This window comes from Fischerella sp. PCC 9605 (genome assembly GCF_000517105.1).
Classification (GTDB): Bacteria; Cyanobacteriota; Cyanobacteriia; order Cyanobacteriales; family Nostocaceae; genus PCC9605.
This window is the reverse complement of the sequence record NZ_KI912148.1, coordinates 1,905,258-1,921,672: the sequence shown is the minus strand read 5'-3', so window position 1 is coordinate 1,921,672 and position 16,415 is coordinate 1,905,258. Positions and strand designations below refer to the sequence as shown.

The 16,415-nt window shown below is 42.3% G+C and carries 18 protein-coding genes; 13 read left to right on the top strand and 5 right to left on the bottom strand.

Annotation, left to right across the window (positions count from 1 at the left end; genetic code table 11):
• Positions 1 to 22: 22 nt before the first annotated feature.
• From FIS9605_RS0110865 to FIS9605_RS0110835, 9 genes are all read left to right on the top strand, one after another.
• Positions 23 to 547 (top strand): GNAT family N-acetyltransferase, encoded by a 525-nt coding sequence (locus FIS9605_RS0110865; RefSeq protein WP_026732617.1) that lies wholly within the window; start codon positions 23 to 25, stop codon positions 545 to 547.
• Between the two features lie 14 nt (positions 548 to 561).
• Positions 562 to 1,848 (top strand): ABC exporter membrane fusion protein, encoded by a 1,287-nt coding sequence (locus FIS9605_RS0110860; RefSeq protein ID WP_026732616.1) that lies wholly within the window; start codon positions 562 to 564, stop codon positions 1,846 to 1,848.
• A 67-nt stretch (positions 1,849 to 1,915) separates the two neighbouring features.
• Entirely contained in the window at positions 1,916 to 2,200 is a 285-nt protein-coding gene (locus FIS9605_RS36755) for a DUF2834 domain-containing protein (RefSeq protein WP_051469970.1), read from the top strand.
• A 95-nt stretch (positions 2,201 to 2,295) separates the two neighbouring features.
• Complete coding sequence (locus FIS9605_RS46040; protein ID WP_269321022.1) at positions 2,296 to 2,451, top strand: DUF2834 domain-containing protein; 156 nt, start codon at positions 2,296 to 2,298, stop codon at positions 2,449 to 2,451.
• Positions 2,432 to 2,641 (top strand): hypothetical protein, encoded by a 210-nt coding sequence (locus tag FIS9605_RS0110850; RefSeq protein ID WP_026732615.1) that lies wholly within the window; start codon positions 2,432 to 2,434, stop codon positions 2,639 to 2,641. Before FIS9605_RS46040 ends, FIS9605_RS0110850 begins: the two co-directional genes overlap by 20 nt.
• A gap of 5 nt (positions 2,642 to 2,646) precedes the next feature.
• Entirely contained in the window at positions 2,647 to 2,940 is a 294-nt protein-coding gene (locus FIS9605_RS45095) for a hypothetical protein (protein WP_231510291.1), read from the top strand.
• 8 nt (positions 2,941 to 2,948) lie between these two features.
• Complete coding sequence (locus FIS9605_RS45090) at positions 2,949 to 3,257, top strand: GNAT family N-acetyltransferase (protein WP_442854697.1); 309 nt, start codon at positions 2,949 to 2,951, stop codon at positions 3,255 to 3,257.
• Positions 3,258 to 3,361: 104 nt separating this feature from the next.
• Complete coding sequence (gene devC / locus FIS9605_RS0110840) at positions 3,362 to 4,525, top strand: ABC transporter permease DevC (RefSeq protein WP_026732614.1); 1,164 nt, start codon at positions 3,362 to 3,364, stop codon at positions 4,523 to 4,525.
• Between the two features lie 97 nt (positions 4,526 to 4,622).
• Entirely contained in the window at positions 4,623 to 5,339 is a 717-nt protein-coding gene (locus FIS9605_RS0110835; RefSeq protein WP_026732613.1) for a DevA family ABC transporter ATP-binding protein, read from the top strand.
• A 75-nt stretch (positions 5,340 to 5,414) separates the two neighbouring features.
• Here the strand turns inward: FIS9605_RS0110835 and FIS9605_RS0110830 are convergent, their stop codons facing one another.
• Positions 5,415 to 6,170 carry a GDSL-type esterase/lipase family protein gene (locus FIS9605_RS0110830; RefSeq protein WP_026732612.1) on the bottom strand — a complete coding sequence of 252 codons (756 nt, stop codon included), beginning with the start codon at positions 6,168 to 6,170 and terminating at the stop codon, positions 5,415 to 5,417.
• A 35-nt stretch (positions 6,171 to 6,205) separates the two neighbouring features.
• A complete protein-coding gene (gene miaA, locus FIS9605_RS0110825; RefSeq protein ID WP_026732611.1) occupies positions 6,206 to 7,123 on the bottom strand; it encodes a tRNA (adenosine(37)-N6)-dimethylallyltransferase MiaA in 918 nt (305 codons plus the stop codon).
• 234 nt (positions 7,124 to 7,357) lie between these two features.
• Here miaA and gyrB point away from each other — a divergent pair, with 234 nt between their 5' ends.
• From gyrB to rpoD, 4 genes are all read left to right on the top strand, one after another.
• Positions 7,358 to 9,295, top strand: a complete 1,938-nt coding sequence (gyrB, locus tag FIS9605_RS0110820; RefSeq protein WP_026732610.1) for a DNA topoisomerase (ATP-hydrolyzing) subunit B — start codon at positions 7,358 to 7,360, stop codon at positions 9,293 to 9,295.
• A 760-nt stretch (positions 9,296 to 10,055) separates the two neighbouring features.
• The gene (locus FIS9605_RS46035; protein WP_269321021.1) at positions 10,056 to 10,181 is read left to right on the top strand and encodes a hypothetical protein; all 126 of its coding nucleotides are present in this window, start codon (positions 10,056 to 10,058) and stop codon (positions 10,179 to 10,181) included.
• 1,049 nt (positions 10,182 to 11,230) lie between these two features.
• Entirely contained in the window at positions 11,231 to 11,401 is a 171-nt protein-coding gene (locus tag FIS9605_RS42565) for a hypothetical protein (RefSeq protein ID WP_155960395.1), read from the top strand.
• A 35-nt stretch (positions 11,402 to 11,436) separates the two neighbouring features.
• Positions 11,437 to 12,618 carry an RNA polymerase sigma factor RpoD gene (rpoD, locus tag FIS9605_RS0110810; RefSeq protein ID WP_026732609.1) on the top strand — a complete coding sequence of 394 codons (1,182 nt, stop codon included), beginning with the start codon at positions 11,437 to 11,439 and terminating at the stop codon, positions 12,616 to 12,618.
• A 154-nt stretch (positions 12,619 to 12,772) separates the two neighbouring features.
• On the opposite strand, the gene FIS9605_RS0110805 is transcribed toward rpoD, so the two are convergent.
• From FIS9605_RS0110805 to gyrA, 3 genes are all read right to left on the bottom strand, one after another.
• Positions 12,773 to 12,955, bottom strand: coding sequence for a chlorophyll a/b-binding protein (locus FIS9605_RS0110805; RefSeq protein ID WP_026732608.1), 183 nt, complete (start codon positions 12,953 to 12,955; stop codon positions 12,773 to 12,775).
• 418 nt (positions 12,956 to 13,373) lie between these two features.
• Positions 13,374 to 13,505, bottom strand: coding sequence for a hypothetical protein (locus FIS9605_RS46030; RefSeq protein WP_269321020.1), 132 nt, complete (start codon positions 13,503 to 13,505; stop codon positions 13,374 to 13,376).
• A gap of 185 nt (positions 13,506 to 13,690) precedes the next feature.
• Positions 13,691 to 16,201 carry a DNA gyrase subunit A gene (gene gyrA, locus FIS9605_RS0110795; RefSeq protein WP_026732607.1) on the bottom strand — a complete coding sequence of 837 codons (2,511 nt, stop codon included), beginning with the start codon at positions 16,199 to 16,201 and terminating at the stop codon, positions 13,691 to 13,693.
• Between the last annotated feature and the right edge of the window lie 214 nt (positions 16,202 to 16,415).

Sequence of the window (16,415 nt, the reverse complement as noted above, 5' to 3'; positions counted from 1 at the left end):
GTTGTTAAAAGTACAGAAAGCTATGCTAATCAAACCTTTATCTCCTCAAACTCTTGATGAGGCAATTAATCTAGTAGACATAGTCTTTCCATACCAAAGCATTCTAGAAAAAGCCAGTCTTAGAGCAAGTTTATTTCAGGATAATTGGCTTTATAAAATAGGATTTTTCTGGGCTGGAGTAAGTCAGCTAAAGTATTGGGTTGCCATTGATGAAAATTCCAATAAAGTTATCGGAATTACAGGCTTATATTGCTACAAGCGAGATGAAGCTGAAGCTAATTGGCTGGGATGGCTTTGTGTAGATCCTCTGTTTAGAGGACAAGGAATTGGGAAAAAATTGTTAGAGTTTGCTATTAACAAAACAAAGGCAACAGGTAAAAAATTTCTCAGACTATACACATCTACCGATCCAAACGAAGCTACTGCACAGACTCTTTATGAGAAATATGGCTTTCATATTATTCGTGAAGAAAGCATGTGGGGGGATAAACACAAAAAAATCTATCGTCAGCTTCAATTATGCAGTCACTCTCATTTAAATGCTTAAGTTGAAGAAGAAATATGGCTCAACAATTTTTCTCAAAATCTCCAGGACAGCGGTTGATTTTTTTGGTAATAACTGCTACTGCAATTACTGGCGCGATCGCCTTTTACGGCATTTCTCAATACAGCTTAATCACTAAGTCCGAGCCTCCAACCACAGATACTCCTCCCCCTGTCAAAAAAGTCACAGCCCTCGGACGCTTGGAACCAGCAGGAGAAGTGATTCACTTGTCTGCACCTTTGGCGCTGGATGGCGATCGCCTGGCTAAGTGGCTTGTCAAAGAAGGCGATCGCGTGCAAGCGGGACAAGTGTTAGCAATTTTGGATTCTCAAAAACGCTTGCAAGATGCCTTAGCACAGGCAAAAGAACAACTGAAGATCAGCCAAGCCAAATTAGCACAGGTAAAAGCAGGGGCAAAAACCGGAGAAATTCAGGCACAGCAAGCAAATATCAGCCGAGTTCAAGCAGAACAAGCAACAGAAATTGAGGCACAAAAAGCAGCGATCGCCCGTTTGGCAGCAGAACAACAAACAGAAGTCCAAGCCCAAAAAGCAAACATGGCGCGTCTAACAGCGGAACTAACAAATGCCAACTTGGAATTCCAACGCTATCAAACACTGTATCAAGAGGGAGCAATTTCTACATCTTTACTAGACAGTAAACGCTTGGCTTTGCAAACAGCACAGCAACAATTTAACGAAGCACAAGCCAACCTCAAACGCATCCAAGCATCCCGACAGCAAGAACTTGCTGAGGCACAAGCAAACCTTAAACGCATCCAGACATCTCGACAAGAAGAATTAAAATCAGCAAGAGCAACTCTCAACCAAATTTCTGAAGTTCGTCCTGTGGATGTGCAGGCGGCACAAGCAGAGGTAGATAATGCGATCGCAGCATTGAGACAGGCACAAACTAACCTAGAACAAGCTTATATCCGCGCACCGATCGCAGGGCAAATTATCAAAATTCACACACGAACAGGAGAGAAAATCGCTGATGCTGGGATTGCCGATTTGGGACAAACCAACCAGATGTTAGTAGTAGCAGAGGTTTATCAAACAGACATCGGCAAAGTTCAACTTGGACAGCAGGCTGTAATTACCGGTCAAGCATTTTCTGGGGAATTGCAAGGAACTGTTGCACAGATAGGGTTACAAGTTAACAGACAAAACGTCTTCAGCAATCAACCAGGAGAAAATCTGGATCGCCGCGTCGTAGAAGTCAAAATCCACCTCAACCCCGAAGATAGCAAGCGAGTCAGTGCCTTGACTAACTTACAGGTACAGACAGCGATTGAATTGTAAAGTTTTTTTGTCCTAATTTATAACGAATGTTTGATATAAGTGCAATCAATCAAAAGAGGTTCTCAACATGCTTCAAGGAATCTACTTGCTACTTTGCATTCTTGGCTTTGCCCTACCCTACTCTCCGTTAGTTATGTTTCTTTTAGACCACGGTTTTGACATCAAGCTGTTTTTTGAATTGATGTTTGCCAACCACATTTGTGCCTCTTTTGGTCTGGATGTAATTGTCTCAGGGCTAGTTCTTTTGGTGTTTGTGTTTTGGGAAGGGACGCGCCTAGGGTGTGTTTTCAAAGTATCAGTTTTGTCATGCTGTAGGCGTAGCCTTCCCGTAGGGTACGAAGCGACAGCGTAGTGAAGCATCTCTATAACCCTGATTTTTACGAGATTCTTCGCTTCATTTCATTTCGCTCAGAATGACATTTAGGAGTTTGAAAACACGCCCTAGGGATGCGATATCTCTGGGTTTTTGTTGTCAGCACTCTTACGGTTGGAGTTTCGTTTGCGCTTCCCTTGTTTTTACTTATGCGACAGCGCCAGTTAGAAAAGCAAAAAGTTAGCACTAGACTCACTACATCTACAGAATATGAGGATTCAGTCTTGTAGAACTTCCCGGTTTTGGTTTCGGCTGTTCCAAAGAAAAACCTACCCTTGGACAACACTGGTTATTGCTAGTTGCAAAATCGTTTACTGCTGTGGAATCGAACGAGATAGAGAAAAAGTACGCTTGTTGCTGGCAATGACAAAGATTGACTTTGTACGTGTTTACCAATTTCTCAATGATTTGTTGTGGTGAAAACTATGATGACTGCTGAAATTGTACTTCTGAAAAAATCGCAAATTGACGAGGCAAGTGAAATTCTGGCAAATGCATTTTATGACGATCCGATATTTCGTTTTATTCCTGAAAACTCAAGAGAGAATATCCTCAAGTGGAACTTTAAGACAGGCTTGCGCTATAGCCTGCCTTACAACCATATATACACGACGGCAGGTAATTTGAAAGGTGTTGCAGCCTGGACACCTCCAGGAAATTCTAACCTGAATATTTTTCGACGCTTGCCTTACCTTTCCAAGTTGGTTGGCATAGAGTAGGGCGATTTATGTCGCTATTCTCCACACTGGATGAAAACCATAAACGTGACATGTCCCAGCCACATTACTATCTAGAGATGCTTGGTGTTGCACCTGCTTATCAGGGGCAAGGAATTGGTAGTTTACTTCTGCAACCCGTCCTCAAACAGGCAGATACTGAGGGATTGCCTTGCTATCTTCAGACTACTACAGAAAAAGCCGTCCGCTTCTATCAGAAACATGGTTTTGAAGTTTTGAGAACCGTTGAATTACCAAAGGGGGGTTCCCAACTGTGGACGATGAAGCGATCGCCGAAGCAAGTCATTAGTCAGTTGTAGAGACGTGCCATGGCACGTCTCTACATTGGTTAGTAGTTAGTAGTTAGTGGTTATTTCTCTCTCTCCCACTCTCCCCATCTCCCTATCCCCAAAGGATTATCACTATGCTTCACAAACTATTTCGCCGCACCCCCCTGGCATGGCTGCAATTAAAAAAAGAAAAAACGCGCTTGGCGGTGGCGCTAGCGGGGATAGCCTTTGCCGACATGCTGATGTTTGTGCAACTGGGACTATTAGATGCGCTGTTTGATAGCGCCACGAAGCCTCACCAAAATCTACAAGCGGATTTAGTTTTGATTAATCCCCAATTCCAAACGCTGTTCTACGTTAAAAGCTTTCCTAGAGAAAGGTTGCAGCAAACCTTGGCTTATGACGGGGTAAAGTCTGTTCGTCCTTTATATATTGATATCGCTCAATGGCGCAATTCGGAAACTCGCTTCAGTCGTGGGATTTTGGTGTGGGGAATTGATCCAGCAAATCCACCTTTTAACCTTCCCGAGGTGAACCAACACCTAGATCAACTGAAGTTATTGAATCGGGTGTTATTTGATCGCGCTTCTCGACCAGAATACGGCCCCATTCCCAACTTGGTAAAACAGCATGGAACTGTAGAAGCTGAAGTGAATCGGCAAACAGTGCAAACGGTAGGCTTATTTCAGCTAGGTGCGTCTTTTGGTGCCGATGGTAACATTATTAGCAGTGATTCTACGTTCCTAAAACTTTTTCCTAACTACCAGCCAAATCAAATAGCAGTTGGGTTGATTAACTTGAAACCAGGTGCAAATGTGCAAAAAGTGCGATCGCAACTGCAAGCAAGTTTGCCGAAAGATGTGAAAGTGCTAACTCCTCAAGAATTTGCCCAGATAGAAATTAATTATTGGGGTAATCAGGGAATTGGGTTTATCTTCGGTTTGGGAGTGGCGGTAGGATTCATCGTTGGGATTGTGATTGTTTACCAGATTCTCTACGCTGACGTTTCCGATCACTTACCAGAGTATGCCACTCTCAAAGCAATGGGATATAGCGATCGCTATCTCATGGCTATGCTGATGCAAGAAGCTCTATTGCTAGCAGCGTTAGGATTTATACCAGGAATGGCGCTGTCTATGGGGCTGTATCAGATCACCTACGCTGCGACTTTAATACCTATTGGCATGAAACTTGACCGTGCTGTGTTCGTGCTGTCACTAACAATTGTTATGTGCAGTGTTTCTGGGGTAATTGCGATGCGAAAACTTCGCGCTGCTGACCCCGCTGATATGTTTTAAAAGATGGTCATTAGTCATTAGTCATTGGTCATTGGTCATTAGTCATTGGACAAAGAACAACCGACAACTAACCACTAACTACTAACCACTAACAATTATGAAACCAGTTATTTCTGCTCGTCATCTTAATCATTACTTTGGTCAAGGTAATCTTCGCAAGCAAGTATTATTTGATATAAATTTAGATATTTATCCAGGAGAAATTGTAATTATGACCGGGCCATCTGGCTCAGGCAAAACTACCTTGCTGACTTTGATGGGTGGCTTGCGTTCTGCTCAAGAAGGTAATATGAAAATATTGAATCAAGAAATGTGTGGAGCTAGCAAGCGACAGCTAACACAGATTCGCCGACAGATTGGTTATATATTTCAGGCACATAACCTGATGACATTTTTAACTGCAAAACAAAACGTGCGAATGTCTCTGGAATTACATGAAGAGATATTAGATGAAGATTTAGATGCAAAAGCTAGTGCTATTTTAGAACAAGTTGGTTTGGAAGATCGCGTGAATTATTACGCTGAAAATTTGTCAGGTGGACAGCGACAAAGGGTAGCGATCGCTCGTGCTTTAGTTAGTCACCCCAAAATAGTTTTAGCAGATGAACCTACGGCTGCACTTGATAAAAAGTCTGGGCGAGATGTGGTGGAATTGATGCATAAACTAGCGAAAGAGCAGAGTTGTACTATCTTAATGGTTACGCACGATAACCGCATTTTAGATATTGGCGATCGCATTGTTTACATGGAAGATGGTCATCTCAAAAGTGATGGTTTAGATGCTGAGTTCTCAACCAAAATAAGTAGTTCTTAATCAAATAAATATAGCTTACTCTTTACCTCTTCCAACCAACAACCAACAACCAACAACCAACAAACAACCACTCTTTTATCTTTCGATATCTGTTATATATTTTTCAATCACTGACTTCCAAACCAAGTATGCTTGACCATTCAAATGTAGTCCATCTACAGTGTATTGAGCATCCAATTGATTTTGGGAGTCTGATAAATGATAAAATAAGTCTATATATTGATAATTAAACTGTTTGGCAAGCTCTCTTAAGCCTGTATTAAATTTTAAGACATTGTTATTATCTTGCCAATATTGATAAACTTGATTATTTACAGGTAAAACACTCTGAATAAAAATTTCTGTATTTGGTGTTTTTTCTCGAAATTCGCTCAAAATTTTTTGATATGCTTCTAAAACTTGCGCGATTGATTGACGAGTATTGATCAAATCATTAATGCCTACCATTAAGAAAACCTGTCTTGGATTTAATTCTAATATTGTATTTAAACGATATAATATTCTCTCCGTTGTATCACCGGAAATCCCTCTATTTCTGACATTAAAATTTTCAAGTAATTCTGTCCATTCACCTTCGTCAGTAATACTATCACCCAACATGATAATATCAGATTCAGATTTAGGTAATTTTTCAAACTGACTTTTTTTATGCCAATAATAAGGAGGGTAATTATCTTGTTTTATATCTTTGGAAAGTTTCAATGTATTCAATATTTTTTTCAATACATCAGAGGGTCTGCTAGGAATAGCAATTAAATATGCTAAAATGATTATAAATAAAACAATAACAAGACTAAGAATCCAAAAGACAGTTGTAATTTGATTGTCCATAATGATGATTGGGTAAGAGTAATTTCAACATGGAGTTAGGAATTAATCATAAAGTATTGCACTCGCTGCCACACTTTTTCTAATAAATCTGGTTTTTCTGCATCAAACCATTCAATTTGTGGATAGGCGCGAAACCAGGTGCGTTGACGTTTGGCAAATTGCCGCGTGTGTAAAACTGTTAATTCTTTGGCTTGATCTAAAGAGATATCCCCAGCCAAATACTGTTTTATTTCTTGATATCCCAATGTATTTAGTAAAGGCAAGTCAGCACCATATTTATGGCAAAGATATTCCACCTCAGCTACCAAACCATCTGCGATCATCTGTTCAGTTCGCTGGGTAATGCGATGGGTGAGGTGAGTAGAATCACAATCTAAACCAATCTGCAAAATGGGATAGTTAGGGGGGTTTTCTCCTTGTTGCTCAGAAATCGGACGACCAGTGACGTAAAATACCTCTAATGCTCTTAAAGTCCGCACTGGATCGTTAGGGTGAATCTTTGCTGCTGCAACCGGATCAACTTGTTGTAGCATGGCGTAAAGTTGCATCTGACCAAGTGCTTCGAGTTGCGATCGCAATTCCTGTTGCGGTGCTACTCTGGGAATTTTCATACCCTGCACAATTGAGCGAATGTATAAGCCAGTACCACCCACGAGGAGGAGGGGAGGAGTGGGAGAGTGGGAGAAGTCCCCGTGTCTTGCTATTAGGGCTTGTGCTTGGTCTTGGTAATCTGCTACCGTCATGGTTTCTGTGGGATTGCATATATCTATCAAATAGTGCGGTACTAATTTTTGTTCAGCTGGGCTTGGTTTTGCTGTACCGATATCAAATTCCCTGTATACTTGACGGGAGTCTGCGCTCAGAATTACAGTACGTAATCGCATTGCTAATGCCAATGCTAAACCCGACTTACCTGTTGCCGTTGCACCACAAATCACAATTAATTTAGTCATTAGTCATTAGTCATTTGTCATTTGTTTCTTATCTTCCCCCACTCCCCCACTCCCCCACTCCGCATCTCCCCACCTCCCCATCTCCTCTCCTAAACAGGGGACTGCAACCCCTATTTGAATTTCTCATCAAATTGCCCTACAGTCGCCTATAAGGCTTTTGTGTTAGAATTTTTGAGTGTTTTGGACTTTTTCGCTTTTTGGCGAATTTCACCCCCACTTATCAGGAGAATTTTCATGACGAGCAGTTACAGTGCCGAACAGATTCAAGTTCTGGAAGGTCTGGAACCCGTCCGCAAACGACCGGGGATGTATATTGGTTCCACTGGTCCGCGAGGACTTCACCATTTGGTGTACGAGGTGGTGGACAACTCGATTGATGAGGCTTTGGCGGGGCACTGCACCCATGTGGAGGTGGATCTGGAAGCCGATGCTTCTGTTACTGTAACAGATGATGGCCGAGGTATACCGACCGATATTCACCCGCAAACAGGAAAATCGGCATTGGAAACTGTGATGACCGTACTCCATGCCGGGGGTAAATTTGGTGGTGGCGGCTACAAAGTTTCTGGAGGACTGCACGGGGTTGGTATTTCCGTTGTCAACGCCTTATCTGAAAGAGTAGATGTGACGGTTTGGCGAGATAAAAAGGTTCATACTCAGCGTTACGAACGGGGTATTCCCGTTACCGAATTGCAAGTTAAGCCTTCTAAAGAAAACCGCACTGGCACTTCTGTCAGTTTTAAACCAGATCCCCAAATCTTCACTACTGGCACTGAGTTTGACTACACTACTTTAGCAAGTCGTCTGCGGGAGTTGGCGTATCTAAATGCAGGTGTCAAAATTACCTTTACAGACCATCGCTTGGAATTACTCAAAAGCGATCAGCCGAAGGTAGAAACCTATGAGTACAAAGGTGGTATTCGCGAATACATCGCCTACATAAACGCCGACAAGCAGCCACTGCATGAAGAAGTCATTTTCGTGCAGGGAGAACGCAATAACGTTCAAGTGGAAGTCGCATTGCAGTGGTGTACTGATGCCTATACAGATAATGTTTTGGGCTTTGCTAACAATATTCGTACCGTTGATGGCGGCACACATTTAGAAGGTTTGAAGGCGGTTCTGACTCGGACACTGAATGCGATCGCCCGCAAGCGTAATAAACTCAAAGACAGTGAACCCAACCTCAGCGGCGAACACGTTCGCGAAGGTTTGACAGGAGTAATTTCTGTCAAAGTTCCAGATCCAGAATTTGAAGGGCAAACGAAAACCAAACTCGGTAACACAGAAGTTAGAGGTATTGTTGATTCTTTGGTGGGAGAAACTCTCACCGAATACCTAGAATTTCGCCCCAGTGTAGCCGATGCAGTTTTAGATAAAGCCATTCAAGCTTTCAAAGCAGCAGAAGCAGCCCGTCATGCGCGGGAATTGGTGCGCCGCAAGTCGGTGTTGGAATCTTCGCCATTGCCTGGTAAATTGGCAGATTGCAGTACCCGCGATCCGAAAGAATCGGAAATTTACCTTGTAGAAGGCGACTCGGCAGGCGGAAGTGCTAAACAAGGACGCGATCGCCGGTTCCAAGCAATCCTTCCCCTACGCGGTAAAATCCTCAACATTGAAAAAACTGACGACGCCAAAATTTATAAAAATAATGAAATTCAGTCGTTAATTACCGCCCTTGGTTTAGGTGTCAAGGGAGAGGAATTCGATGAATCCCAACTGCGCTATCACCGTATAGTCATTATGACTGACGCTGACGTAGATGGCGCGCATATCCGCACACTGTTGTTGACCTTCTTCTATCGTTATCAACGGGCGCTCATAGAACAGGGCTACATCTATATCGCTTGCCCGCCATTATATAAAATAGAGCGGGGACGCAATCACTACTATTGTTATAGCGATCGCGAAAAAGACCAAATCATTAGTCAGTTTCCCGACAACGCTAACTATACGATCCAACGCTTCAAAGGTTTGGGTGAAATGATGCCCCAACAACTCTGGGATACCACCATGAACCCAGAAAGCCGCACCCTCAAACAAGTGGAAATTGAGGATGCAGCCGAAGCCGATCGCATTTTCACGATTTTAATGGGCGATCGCGTCGCACCCCGTCGTGAATTTATTGAAACCTATGGTTCTAAACTTGACCTCACCGATCTAGATATCTAAATTAGACAGGTCTGAATAGAGGTAGGCAACATTTGCAGATATGTGTGTTGATAAGTAGCCATCATGAACTGCGTACACCAGAATGAATGAAAAACCTCACCCCTTCCCCTCTCCGCGAGATCGGAGAGGGGTGTCCGATAGGACGGGGTGAGGTTTATTTTCAAGTTAGCAAAAACTTTCTGACAATCAAGACCTGATCGTAAACCTTGCCCAGAGATTGAACCATTGGGACAACTCCTAAAATACGTAAATCCCTGCTCAAAATCCTGAGTAGGGATTCGCACTTTCAACTTTCAGGCTTATCAAAGTATTTTTGTAAAATTTCCAGACAAAAATTCAACATTATCTGACAAACAGTAGTTGCAGAATATGTTTACGATTTATTATGAATAGACAAAGATAACTTTACAAAAATTTAAGTATCATATGTAACAATACATGCGTATATTTAAGCTATGCGTATACTCGCAATAAAAAGTTATTTTTTACTCTTTATTTAAATCACTAAAGAAATGTAGCCCAAGCAAAGTCTCACAATAAATAGGTATTTTTAATAGAATTTGCATAGTATTTATATCTATATTGAAACTGCGTAACCGATGCAACTATTAATACAAATTTAAAAATTACCAACAATGATAATTAATGGGAAATTAAGGTTGTAGTAAGTAACTTAAAAAGCTAAGTATCTCTGTCAGCAGTAGACGATATTGTCATTTGCATTATATTTTTGTTTTTTTGTCAAGGCTATTGCTAGTCTATGCCTGACTATGAGTGGAGGCAATGTTTTGGGTTGTGCTTAAGTGACAGGATTTTGATTGTTGTCTCCAATATTTCTACTTTGGCTTTGCTGACTAGCGAAGGCGATCGCCTGTTACCAAGCTAGACCCCCACGGGCAATAGCCCACAACTAGGCAATGAAAATCCCTTCCCCTTTCCCCCTTACCCGAACCGTATTGCCATAGCAACCTTTGCCAAGACTACTTATACTTAAACGTTTATTTGCGTGCTGATTGCAATCGTCCAAACCACTAGTCTTCTATTAGACTTATTTATCTAACTCCTGGGCTAATGTAGTGTATATTTTACATTCTTCCTATGCAATTTTGCTCTCAGTAAGTTAATATCGGAGGTCTTGGCTGTCAAATCCTTTTTGAATTGATTAAAATAATCGGTGTATACAATAAAAAGAGTTTGTCAAGTTGCAAAGGGTTGAATTTTGAGCAGTGCGCTAGCTTGTGATTAAGACCGTATTAGCTATATCTAGAAATTTTCGGCCTTCTGGCTGATTCTGCCAAAGCCTCAACTCCTCAGTTCAGGAAATTGGCTTTTTGTCGGTCGAGTGTCTTCATAGAAGCGCCACGACTCCTAAAATTGGGAAATAAGTGTCTGTAGCACCTCTACTCAAAAACTATGAGAGCAACAACAGCTAAAAGACAAATGTAAATCCCAAGTCAGTAATTTATAAAGGAAATGTAAAAATGAATGCACTTTAGCTTGCCACTGGAGTTAACATAAAGTGTGCTGTTTTCAGAAATGTTGTAGATAACACATTGAGTCTGATACAGGTGGGTTTACCTAATTTTTAAGGTAATGATAATGCTACGAAAATTCCAAAAAGTTTTGGAGAAAATTCATGGGTATTAGTGTCATTTTCAACTTCTTTTTGGTACAACAGGCTTTACATTCCTTGGCTTTACCTTACTTTATTAGTTCATGGATACCACACAAAGACAGTGCAAATTCTGTGAAACAGGCTACAATCGGAACAGCATTTACAAAAAAATCTTCCAACAGTCATATTCTTTTGTATGGAGTGGTAAATTTTTTTAGCAAGATGAGTCTTTTTTAGACCAATCAGTAAACAATTGTGTTGCCCTGTGACACAAATAGCGTTTACTTAAAGATAAGGAATTTGCCTTCGAGGATACTACTGTGGCAGAAGAAAACACAGAATTTAGAACTTCAGACTTTAACTGGGGATCAACACCAGTATCCTCCCGAAAATGGGTAAAACTTCCAAAAAATATCTTAGCTAAATTAGCTAATGACCCTCTAAACGAGAATGCAAATAGCTCACTAAACAAGAGCGGCAAACATTTTTGAGTAATTGATTCTGCAAGGAGCATGAGGAACGCGGCATGAACCAGGCTAACAACGTACTCGATACCATTGATTATCAGCCTGACCTAGAAATTGAAATTAATCAGCCTGACCTTGAGTTAGAAGAACTCTTAATGGAAGATGAAGAGGACTTACTGATCAACGATGAAGGCGAACTCGATGAAGAATTTTTAGAACCTCAGTCTGATGAGGACGACGCAAAGTCTGGAAAAGCCGCAAAATCGCGTCGTCGGTCTCAAACGAAGAAAAAGCATTACACCGAGGATTCGATTCGCCTCTACTTGCAAGAAATAGGTCGAATTCGTCTCCTTAGAGCCGACGAAGAAATTGAATTGGCACGAAAGATTGCAGACTTGCTGGAATTAGAGCGAGTCTATGATAGGCTGCAACAGCAGTTGGAGCGCGACCCTGAATACAGCGAATGGGCAGAAGCAGTACAGTTGCCCTTGCCACAATTTCGTCATCGCCTGCATGTTGGTCGTCGGGCAAAAGACAAAATGGTGCAATCTAACTTGCGTCTTGTAGTTTCAATTGCCAAAAAATATATGAATCGTGGCTTATCTTTCCAAGATTTAATTCAGGAAGGTAGCCTTGGTTTGATTCGTGCCGCTGAAAAGTTTGACCACGAAAAAGGTTATAAGTTTTCTACATACGCTACATGGTGGATTCGTCAGGCAATTACCCGGGCGATCGCCGATCAATCTCGCACAATTCGCCTTCCTGTTCACCTCTACGAAACCATCTCTCGCATTAAGAAGACCACCAAACTACTTTCTCAAGAAATGGGTCGCAAACCCACTGAGGAAGAAATTGCCACGAGAATGGAAATGACCATCGAGAAGCTGAGATTTATTGCTAAGTCTGCCCAGCTGCCTATTTCTTTAGAAACACCCATTGGTAAAGAAGAAGATTCCCGGCTGGGTGATTTTATTGAATCTGATGGCGAAACTCCAGAAGACCAAGTTTCCAAAAATCTGCTGCGGGAAGACTTAGAAAAAGTCCTCGACAGTCTCAGTCCTCGCGAACGGGATGTTCTGCGACTGCGCTATGGTTTGGATGATGGTCGAATGAAGACTCTAGAAGAGATTGGACAAATTTTTAATGTCACCCGCGAACGCATTCGTCAAATTGAGGCGAAAGCACTCCGCAAGTTACGTCACCCCAATCGTAACAGTGTTTTAAAGGAGTATATTCGTTAGTCATTAGTCATTAGTCATCAGCCTTGTACAAATGACAAAGGACAAATGACTACTGACAAAAGACAATAAAAACCTGGGAGTGTTGATTCACCCCCAGGTTTTTTGCTTATCTATCTAACTAGTGATGTCTATAAAAAACTTCTGGTTTTAATATTTACAGAATGCCCCAGAAGTGTAAAAAGCCTTGACCAGAAAATAATTCAATCAGAGCAGCAGCCAAGAAGCCGATCATTGCTAAACGACCGTTCCAGATTTCTGCCTGCGGAGTAAAGCCCCAACGCCATGCATTGCGGTCATCTGTGACAATGGGTGTAGTTACTTTTGTTGTGTCTTGCATAATTGGCACTCCAAACTGAACTTATTAAGGTGTGTTACCTTTTGTTAACTAATATAACAAGTATTTCAAGAAATGCAACTTTTCTTAGAGTTTTTTGTATTACATTGACTGATAGGCACTTTTGATGGATTTAGCAGCTTCAATTTGCTGCTATGTGAGATAATTTTGCACTAAACTTGGCATTTGAAAACAGCTTTATTGACAATAGTTATAACATATTTTCGATAGCCTGTGTTCTGTCTACCTAATTACGTAACTATAATCTCAGTTCCATCTCGTTTTTAGTGCCGATCAAACCTACCTTTTCGTAAAGTATTCTTGCCTTTTTGGGTGGGTGAAGCCAGATACGCCTGATTTATATTTAACTAATATAGTTAATAATTTATTGCAATAGTGCTTTAGCAATTCCCTGACCGCGTCATATTGGAGTTGTGTAGATATTCATCACCTCGGCTACCCAAGCCAAAAACTCTCTCTTGGGCAGCTTTTCCCTGAGATATTGCGCGATCGCTTCTGCCAAAGTAGTATCAGTAATCTTCTTAAAGGTCACTAACTTCACGTAGTAAATCGAGGCACAGTTGGACAAGCGCCTCTAAATCATCTAGAGTTGCTTGCCTTAGTACAGCGTTTCATTAATTCGTAGCGAAATTATTTATGAAAAGACTCTGCTACCTGGTGCGTTTAAAAAAGCTACGATTTTGCGCAAAGCTGTACTTAGCTTGAACATCATCTACTTTATATTCCCAATTCAGCAACAGTGATAATTTTTTCATCTCGGTTGAGTTGGAGAACGCTTTCACCCACAGTATTTCTATCCAAGTTTGGCACTGTGTCTACTTGTAGGCGCACCACTCGCTGATGATTAGTCACTAGCGCCACTTCAGCCCCTGGCTTTGCCAACACCATAGCAGTTAGGTAATCATTTTTATTGGCAAATTTAAAGACCTGAGTACCAATGTCACCTCGATTGCCTAGTCGCAAAGCACTTGTCGGAAAGCGTTTAGCATATCCTAATTGTGTCACCAGTAATAGATTTGCCTCTGTGTTGAAAGCCACACAACCAACCATCATTTCTTGCAGGCGCAGGCGTAGTGCTTGCAAACCCATAGCAGTACGACCCATAACAGGCAGTTGTTCGTCATTAACTTTAAACCGCAACAGTCGCCCACCAGAACTAGCTAAAATCGCTTGTTGACCTGTGGTAGTGAACTGGGTTAATAGCAATTCATCATCGTCTTTGAGTTTCAAAATGGTGATTCCGCGCCGCGTTAGGTTAGTAAATTCCGTCAGAGATAGACGCTTAATTCGTCCCTGCTTCGTCAACAGAATCATGTCAGTTGTTTCTGAATTTTCTGGGAGCAAAAAGCGGCTGACAACAGCTTCAGAAGCTTCTTGAGCAGTATTGGTAAGCAAAGTGATCAGGGGTGTTCCCCGTGGCGATCGCCCAGTTGTGGGGGGAATATCTCCCACTCTCACCGGATAAACTTTGCCACTACTAGTTAGCACCAACAAATCTTTATCTGTGTCTGTCAACGCTGTTTGAATGACAAAGTCATTATCAGACAGACCGTTGTCAGTTTTTGGCTTTTTGCCTGAAGGTTGATAGCGACGCACATACCCGCGTTGGGTTAATTCCAAAACAGCTTCTTCTGGCGGCGTTTCCGGTTTGAGATTTTGGATTTGAGATTTGGGATTTTCTTTGTCTTCTGTTCCTTGTTTCCCTTGTCCCCTGATCTCCTCAACAGTTGCAGCCATTATTTTCGTACGGCGTTCGTCACCATATTTACGCTTAAGAGTACGCAAATCTTTTTTCAAAGCCTTCAGCAATTCTCGGCGATCGCCCAGTAACCGCTGCAACGTGGCAATTTCTTCCTGTAACTGCTCGTACTCATGCTGTAGATTCTGCTGTTCTAAACTTGTCAGGCGTCGCAATGGCATCGCCAAAATTGCATCTGCTTGTACCTCGCTCAACTCCAAGCGGCTTTGTATGTGAATTTTTGCCGTACTGCCATCAGCAGCTTGTCGCAAAATTTCAATTACCTCATCCAGTTGAGACAGTGCTTTCAGTAAGCCTTCTACCAAATGCAGTCGATTTTCTGCCTTAGCAAGCTCATAAGTGTAGCGGCGTGAAAGTGTCTGCTCGCGAAATTTCAGGAATTCCTGCAATAATTGGCGTAATGTGAGTTGGCGCGGTTGCCCATCCACCAATGCCAACAGAATCGCCCCAAAATTCGTTTGCAAAGCAGTTAGGTGATATAGCTGCTGGAGAACATCTTGGGGATTGGTATCGCGTTTGAGTTCTATGACTACGCGCATTCCCTGGCGATCGCTCTCATCTCGGAGATCGGCAATTCCTTGCAAACGACCCTGATTCACGAGTTCCGCGACTTTCTCAATCCAACCCGCCTTATTCACTTGGAAAGGCAATTCCGTTACCACAATTGCCGTCCGCCGTTTGCTTCCCCTACTAGCGGCAACTTCTTCTATCTGGGCTACTCCTCGTAAGACAATACCGCCTTTACCTGTGGTGTAGGCTTCGCGAATTCCCGTATTGCCAACAATCTCCCCACCTGTAGGAAAATCCGGGCCTGGAATTAACTCAAATAACTTGTCATCTGCTAAGTCAGGATTGTCGATTAAAGCAATCAACCCATCAATCACTTCTCCCAAATTATGTGGTGGGATATTTGTTGCCATACCCACAGCGATTCCAGCACAACCATTCAGCAACAAAAACGGTAACTGCGCTGGTAGTACGGTCGGTTCTTGCTGGGAATTATCAAAGTTACCGATAAATTCCACCGTTTCATCGCCGATTTCAGCTAGCATTCCCTCGTGACTGATGGATGCCAGACGTGTCTCGGTGTAGCGCATCGCTGCTGGTGGGTCATTATCCACGCTACCGAAGTTGCCATGTCCTGCCAATAGAGGATAGCGGCTGGAAAAGTCCTGCACCAGCCTCACCAATGCATCGTAAACCGCTTGATCGCCGTGAGGGTGATATTTACCTAGCACATCTCCCACAACACGGGCGCATTTCCGGTAAGGGCGGTCAGGCGTAAGGCCAAGTTCGTGCATCGCGTATAAAATCCGCCGATGCACTGGCTTTAAACCATCACGCACATCTGGCAACGCTCGCCCGACGATCACACTCATGGCATATTCAAGGTAAGACCGTTGCATCTCGGTGTGCAAGGCTGTGGTAATTACCTGTCCCGTGGAGAGAAGGTTTAACTGTTTTGCCATGAGTTTTTCCCTAAATTTTCACTACACAAAATATGCCGTTACTGAACATTACAGCAACCACAGCATAGCGGATGTAACGCCCATCCTTACAAAATCTTGATAGTTATAGGATAAAAAACAGTAGTATTATCCTTGATGATCGGGGATACACATTGATTATCTAAAAGGAGGCACATACGATTTTGGAATTACAATTTTAGATTTGGGATTGACC